General features: G+C 66.7%; 8 protein-coding genes and 1 pseudogene. 5 read left to right on the forward strand and 4 right to left on the reverse strand.

Translation table 11 applies throughout. From position 1 onward, the window contains the following. Positions 1-799: RNA methyltransferase (locus EN781_RS21405; protein ID WP_145965572.1), on the reverse strand; the 799-nt coding region annotated here is incomplete at its 3' end. Beyond that, on the reverse strand, positions 800-1,885 hold the full coding sequence (locus EN781_RS21410; RefSeq protein ID WP_126058290.1) for a class I SAM-dependent rRNA methyltransferase: 1,086 nt from the start codon (positions 1,883-1,885) through the stop codon (positions 800-802). A 282-nt stretch (positions 1,886-2,167) separates the two neighbouring features. On the opposite strand from EN781_RS21410, the gene EN781_RS21415 reads away from it, so the two are divergent. From EN781_RS21415 to EN781_RS21435, 5 genes are all read left to right on the forward strand, one after another. After that, on the forward strand, positions 2,168-3,391 hold the full coding sequence (locus EN781_RS21415; RefSeq protein WP_126058291.1) for an RNA ligase RtcB family protein: 1,224 nt from the start codon (positions 2,168-2,170) through the stop codon (positions 3,389-3,391). Continuing rightward, positions 3,378-3,995: a peptide chain release factor H gene (gene prfH / locus EN781_RS21420; protein ID WP_126058292.1), complete on the forward strand. Its 618-nt coding sequence runs from the start codon at positions 3,378-3,380 to the stop codon at positions 3,993-3,995. Before EN781_RS21415 ends, prfH begins: the two co-directional genes overlap by 14 nt. Before the next feature lie 113 nt (positions 3,996-4,108). Continuing rightward, on the forward strand, positions 4,109-4,807 hold the full coding sequence (locus tag EN781_RS21425) for a YafY family protein (RefSeq protein ID WP_126058293.1): 699 nt from the start codon (positions 4,109-4,111) through the stop codon (positions 4,805-4,807). Between the two features lie 92 nt (positions 4,808-4,899). Further along, positions 4,900-5,280 carry a VOC family protein gene (locus EN781_RS21430; protein ID WP_126058294.1) on the forward strand — a complete coding sequence of 127 codons (381 nt, stop codon included), beginning with the start codon at positions 4,900-4,902 and terminating at the stop codon, positions 5,278-5,280. Further along, positions 5,277-5,717, forward strand: a complete 441-nt coding sequence (locus tag EN781_RS21435) for an EVE domain-containing protein (RefSeq protein ID WP_126058295.1) — start codon at positions 5,277-5,279, stop codon at positions 5,715-5,717. Before EN781_RS21430 ends, EN781_RS21435 begins: the two co-directional genes overlap by 4 nt. Here the strand turns inward: EN781_RS21435 and EN781_RS21440 are convergent. Then, positions 5,707-6,672, reverse strand: coding sequence for an ornithine cyclodeaminase family protein (locus EN781_RS21440; protein ID WP_126058296.1), 966 nt, complete (start codon positions 6,670-6,672; stop codon positions 5,707-5,709). The two genes, EN781_RS21435 and EN781_RS21440, sit on opposite strands and share 11 nt — an antisense overlap. Positions 6,673-6,741: 69 nt before the next feature. Further along, positions 6,742-6,881 (reverse strand): annotated as a pseudogene (locus EN781_RS35415) (DUF1049 domain-containing protein); the annotation flags it as partial.

The raw sequence follows: 6,881 nt of genomic DNA on the forward strand, positions 1-6,881 counted from the left end.
TGCCGGTGGCGACCGCCAGGTTGAGCGAATCGGCGCGGCCGGCCTGCGGAATCCTGAGCAGCCGGTCGCAGCTTTCGGCAAGGCTGTCGGGCAGGCCCTGCTGCTCGTTGCCCATCAAAAGCAGCACCGGTCCCCTGGTGAAATCGACTGAGCGATAGTCAACCGCGCCCTTCAGATGCGTGCCGGCGACGAGGCCCGGAAACCCCTTGCGCCAGGCAAGGAAAGCCTCCGGCGTCGCCCTGGCGACCGGCACGGCGAAGATCGAGCCCATGGTGGCGCGCACGGTCTCGACGGCAAAGGGGTCGGTGGTGTCGCCGACCAGGATGACGCCCTTGGCGCCGACCGCATCGACGGTGCGGATGACGGTGCCGAGATTGCCGGGGTCGCGCACCCGGTCGAGCGCCACCCAGACGTCGCCGTCCGAAGCGCGGATATCCTTCAGCGGCAGGACCCTCTGGGCAAAGACCCCAACCACCATTTGCGGGTTGTCGCGGCGGGTGATCGCCGCCAGCACCTTCTCCGAGACTTCGAGCACGGTGCCGCCAGCGGCGACGGTGCGCGCCGCGACCTTCTCCACCGCCGCGTTGCCGCGTCCGGCCTTGGCAAAGACCAGCGTCTTGATCGACCAGCCGAGGTCGAGCGCGTCGATGACCAGCTTCAGGCCTTCGGCCATGAAGGCGTTCTGCTGTTCGCGGAATTTTTTCAGCGCCAGCGCCTTGATGTCCTTGACCAGCGGGTTGGCGAGGCTGGTGACTTCCTTCACCTGGCCGACGGCGCGCGAGCTCTCATAAGCGTTCATTCAAGCCACCCAGCGCGAGAACAGCGAGGTCGACAGCGCGCGGCCGGCGGATTTTTCGCGGATGATCAACTCGCCCGATTCGACCGTGCCACCCATGCCGGCGAAAGTATCGCGCATCAGGGCATGGATGGCGAAGAAGGAGGCGCGGATCGAATAGGCGGTCAGCACGACGGCAAGCGGCTTCGGCGTCAGGATCGAGCGGCAGAGGTCGGTCAGGCCGGGCAGGTCGTCGAACAATTGCCAGACCTCGCCCTTCGGTCCGCGCCCATAGGCCGGCGGATCGAACAGCACGATGTCGTAGCGGCTGCCGCGGCGCTCCTCGCGCTCGGCGAATTTCACGGCGTCCTCGACGATCCAGCGGATCGGCTTGCTGCCGAGCCCCGCCATCTCCTGGTTTTCCCGGGCCCAGCCTATGGCCTTCTTGGACGCATCGACATGGGTGACCTCGGCGCCGGCGCGCGCCGCGACCAGCGAGGCGAGGCCGGTATAACCGAACAAGTTCAGTACCTTGACCGGCCGTTTGGCCGCCATGATCAGCCCAGCCATGTGATCCCAGTGGGAGGCCTGTTCGGGAAACACGCCGACATGGCGAAACGAGGTGAAGCGGCCAAGATAGTCGATGCCGTCATGCTTCATCGGCCAGGTTTCGCCGAGCGGCGTTTTTGGGAAGCGCCAGCGGCCGATGCCTTCCTCGTCGGTGTCGCCAGTGAAGATGGCATCGGCGCGCTCCCAGTCCCTGGCCGGCAGCGCCCTTTGCCAGATCGCCTGACCCTCCGGCCGCACGATGCGGTAGGGGCCATACTGCTCGAGTTTTTGGCCCGAGCCGCTATCCAGCAGGGCGTAGTCGGCATTGGGCGCCACTTCGAGGATCAGCGGCAGCCGCTCTGCAGGCAGCAAGCCATCGCGGCGCGAAAGGATGCGCGGCGCAGATTTGGGCTCGGATCGCTCCTGCGTCTTTGCCTCATGCCGTTCGCCCGACCTTATCTGTGGTCGCGATGCCGTGTGCTCCTGGCGCGGCCGCGCGTGTTCGGCCCCGCCCTTTGCGGGCGGACGGTTGTCGCGGCGTTTGTCGCGAAAAGACTTCAAGCAGGAGGGTCTCCGGGCTGAGTGGCCGCTTTTTGGCATGAGGGGCGCGGCGGTGCAACAAGCGATGACGGTCATGCTGTGGCTGCCACGGACTTGTGTTTTTGCGCGTTTCGTCTATGAGGGCCGCCTTGTTGTTTCTGGAATGGGAGCGAAAGATGACGAACATCTTCACAGCGCACCCCGCAGGGGTTCCGGCGTAAGCCAGCGTCTTGGTGGCTGCCGCCGGTCGAACGGATGCCTGAAGGCGTCCGACTCCGGACCTGTATCCAGAAGTGTTCCATCATGGGCAATCTTATCGGGGGCCTTAGCCCCTCTACGTCGCGCGCCGTGCCGGCTGCGCATATCCAGCATTGTTTTTCGCCGCAGACATGGATCGAGGGCGCGGCGCTCGAGCAACTCAGGAACGTCGCGGCCTTGCCCGGCGTCACCTCGGTTGCGGCCTTTCCAGACCTGCACCCCGGCAAATACGGCCCGACCGGTATCGCCGTGTTGTCGCAGCGCTTGCACCCGCAACTGATCGGCAACGACATCGGCTGCGGCATGTCGCTGTTTGAACTCGACCTGCCGCTGCGCAAGCTCAGGATCGACAAGGCTGCCGAGCGTCTGCGCCGGATCGAAGCCGAGGATGTCTTCGATCCGGCCGAGGCACTTGGCCGTTCGGATCTGCCGCCGGATCTCTATCCCGGGGCTCTGGGCACGATCGGCGGCGGCAACCATTTTTGCGAGCTGCAGGCGGTCGATGAGACAATCGACGCCGCTGGCGAAAGCCTGTTCGACCGCCAGAAACTCTATCTGCTGGTGCATTCCGGCTCGCGCGGCCTCGGCGCGGTTGTCTTCGGGCAGATGCTCGATCGCCAATCCGCGATCACCGCCGGGCTCGATCCCGACAGCGCGGACGGCATTCACTGGCGCCGCCAGCATGATGTCTGCGTCGCCTGGGCCTCGCTCAACCGCAGCCTGATCGCGGAGCGCGCGGCAAGCGTGCTGAAAAGCGATGTTCGGCTGGTCGCTGACATCCCGCACAACCTTGTGCGCGAACGGGTTGGCGGCTTTGTGCACCACAAGGGTTCGGCTGCGGTTGCTGCCGGAGACATCGCGCCGATCGCCGGGTCGCGGGCAAGCCTAAGCTATGTCGTGCAGGTCCTCGACGCCACCGGTTCGTCGCTGGGCGGAATTTCGCACGGCGCCGGCCGCAAATACGACCGCGCCACGATGCATGGCCGCGCCGGCCGCAACAGGTCGGAGCGCGACGCGCTGTTGCGAAACGGCTGGGGCGGGCAACTGATCTGCGATGACCGCAATTTGGTTATCGAGGAAGCAGCGTCCGCCTACAAGGATGCCGGCCAGGTGGTGCGGGACCTCGCCGAGGCAGGCCTGGTGCTGGCGCTGGCAGCGATGAAGCCGCTGGTCACCTACAAGAAGGCCTTCGAAGGCCCCTCCGACCGCACGCGCAGCAAACCGATCCGCAACCGCCAGGGAAGGAGGGACCGCCATGCCCGCGATTGATCTTCTGGTCACCTCGGGCAGCGGTCCGGCGGAATGCCGCGTCGCGCTGATGGCGCTGATTGGCATCATCGAAGCCGAGGCCGACAGGCGCGGCTGCACGACCGATGTCACCTTCGGCCACAGGCCGGATCGGCACGGCGCCAAATCCGCGCTGCTCGGTCTCGAAGGCGCGAACGCCGCCGCGCTGGCGGCGGAATATTGCGGCACCGTCAAATTCGTCTTCAAGAGCCCGGTGCGCTCGGGACACAAACGCCAGAACTGGTTTGTCGGCGTGAAGGCGGTGGATCTGGCGGCGGCAGTGCCAGCCGAGGCTTCGATCGCACCCTGCGACGTGCGCATCGAAACGCTGCGCGCCGGCGGTCCTGGCGGCCAACATCAGAACACCACCGACAGTGCGGTGCGCGCCGTCCATCTGCCAACAGGCATCGTGGTGACGGCACGCAACGAGCGCTCGCAACACCGCAACAAGGCAATCGCGCTGCGACGGCTGGAAGCGATGCTGCGGGTTCTCGCCGATCGCGATGCCGAACAGTCGAAGGCTGAAATCTTCATCGCCAACAAGGCGCTGGAGCGCGGCAACGAGGTCAAGGTGTTTCGCCTCTGACCGAACATCTCCGAGCGAAGTGGGCGCGGCCGAGTCGCCGGATGTGGATCGTCCCGGCTTCCTGCCGCGCCCATGCGGTTCTATCGTGGATTTGGCCCCAAGTCCCGAGAATCATGTCCCGTTCCGAACGCCTGCTCGACCTGGTCCAGATCCTGCGCCGTCATCGTCGGCCGGTCAGTGGCCGCACGCTTGCCGGTGAAATGGGTGTCTCCATCCGAACGCTGTATCGCGACATCGCGACGCTGCAGGGGCAGGGCGCGCCGATCGAGGGCGAGGCGGGGCTGGGCTATGTGCTGAAACCTGGATTCATGCTGCCGCCGCTGATGTTCACCGATGAGGAGATCGAGGCGATCGTGCTCGGGTCGCGCTGGGTCGCCAAGCAGCCGGATGCGAGGCTTTCGGCGGCGGCGACCGATGCGCTTGCCAAGATCGCGGCCGTGCTGCCGGCCGATCTGCGCGAGGATCTCGATGCCACCACGCTGCTCGTCGGTCCGAGCGCCGAGGCCACCGAGGGCATCGACCTCAGCCTGGTGCGCCAAGCCATCCGCGACGAACGCAAGCTCGGTTTCCTCTATCGCGATGCGGCAGGGGTCCAGTCCCGGCGCATGGTCTGGCCCTTCGCGCTCGGCTTCTTCGACAAGGTGAGGATTGTGGTCGCCTGGTGCGAGACGCGGCAGGATTTCCGCCATTTCCGCGCCGATCGCATCTCCGCCCTCAGCGCCACCGAAATTCGCTACCCGCGCCGTCGCCAGGCTCTCCTCAAGGCGTGGCGAGCGTCGCTGGACGCACCAAAGCGTGGGCCAGAGGCCTGACGTTTCGTTACGCGCTCTTGCAAAATGCCTGCTGCCAGAATCTGACAGTGGGGCGGCCTATGCTCCTCCAATCGAAACCCTGGAGAGCAGACATGAACACCTCAAATTTCGTTATCCTCTACGTCGACAGTCCGGAGCGGAGCGGCGCCTTCTACGGCGCGCTGCTCGGGCGGCAACCGGTCGAGGCGTCGCCGACCTTCGTGCTGTTTGTGCTCGACAACGGCTTCAAGCTTGGGCTGTGGTCGCGCCACACGGTGGAGCCGGCGGCGGCCGCCGCGGGCGGCGGAGCCGAGCTCGTCTTTGCGCAGGACACGCCGGCGGCGGTCGACGCTGCCCATGGGGACTGGGCCGGGCGCGGCCTGAAGATCCTGCAGGCGCCGACGGACATGGATTTCGGCCGCACCTTCGTTGCGCTCGATCCCGACAACCACCGGCTGCGCGTCTATTGGCTGAACGAGGGAGACCAGGGATGAGTGCGCACTGGATCGCGGTCGCCTCGGCGGCGCATGTCAGGATCGGCCGCGAAGGCGGCTTCATGCAGGTCAATCATGGCAAGGCGGCGCCGCTGCGCCGCGTCAAGCCAGGCGACCGCATCGTCTACTATTCGCCGAGCACGGTCCTAGGCGAAAAGGACGGCCTGCAATCTTTCACCGCCATCGGCACGGTGCGCGACGGCGAGCCCTACCGGGGCTACATGGGCGCAGGCTTCACGCCGTTCCGGCGTGATGTCGACTGGGCGAAGGCTGGGGAAGCGCCGATCAAGCCGTTGCTCGACCGGCTCGACTTGACGGCTGGCCGGCCGAACTGGGGCTACCAGTTCCGTTTTGGGCTGCTTGCCATCGGCGCGCATGATTTTGCGCTGATCGCGCAAGCGATGGGCATGGTGCCGGCAAGCGAAGCTATCGCTTGAGCGCCTTGTAGACGGCGATGCCGGCGGCGAGGTCCTCAAGCGCGGCGCCGACCGACTTGAACAATGTGATCTCGCCGTCGCCTTGCCGGCCCGCCTTCTCGCCGCGCGCCAGTTCATGCAAGTCAGCGATGATGGCGTCCGGTTTCAGGACGCCGGAGGCCAGCGGCTGGACGATGTCGCCCGCTTCCTTGGTGGCACCGGAGCGAGTGTCGACATAGACGCGGGCGCGCCGGATCGCGTCGTCGTCGCTTTCGCGCATCGTCGGCGTGAAGCCGCCGACAAGGTCGACATGCGCGCCCGGCTTCAACAGCGCACCCCTGATCAGCGGCTCGGTGGAAATGGTCGCCGAGGAGACGATGTCGGCCTCGGCGAGCTCGGCGCCGAGATCGCCGGCTGCGCTGGCCGGGAGCCCTTCGGCGCGCAAGCCGGCGGCGACCTTTTCGGCATTAACCGGCGTTCGGTTCCAGATGCGGATGCTCTTGATCGGCCTCACCGCCGAATGCGCCTTGGCGAGGAAGGTCGACAGCGCGCCGGCGCCGACGACCAACAGGCGCGAGGCATCCTTGCGGGCGAGGTAGGAGGCGGCAAGCGCCGAGGCGCACGCGGTGCGCCATTGCGTCAGTCGCTGGCCGTCGATCAGCGCTTCCGGTTCGCCGGTCGTGCCGTCGAGCAGCAGGTAAAGGCCCATCACGGCGGGTTTGCCGATGGCGTTGTTGTCGGGCGAGACGGTGACGATTTTGACACCGATATGGCCGCCCGCCGAGGCGCCGGGGGCGTTGAAATCGGTCCAGGCAGGCATCAACAGCAGCGTCGAGGCGGCGCCATCAGGACGGTCGACCGTGTGATGGTGACGGACCGGCTGCACGGCGCCGTCGCGGAAGGCGGTGCGCAGCGTCTCGACCAGCCCGGGAAAGGTCAGCGCCTGGTCGACCTCGGCGGCCGAAATGGTCAGCATGGAAGACTCCGTGGAGTGAAGGCGCCCGCGAAGCCGCAATTCTTACGGCATCTGCTGCGCCCAAAGGCTTCAGGCGGTCGGCTTCGGCAGGGCCGGGCCCTGCGGCGCCTGAGCCGCCTGAGGCGCGCGGCTGACCGCCTGGCGCAGGTTCTCGGCCTCGACGCCGCGCTGGCGCGCCAGCTTGCGGTAGCGGCCCTGCTTCACCCAGG

Origin of the sequence: Mesorhizobium sp. M4A.F.Ca.ET.090.04.2.1, assembly GCF_003999085.1 — a bacterium.
Classification (GTDB): domain Bacteria; phylum Pseudomonadota; class Alphaproteobacteria; order Rhizobiales; family Rhizobiaceae; genus Mesorhizobium.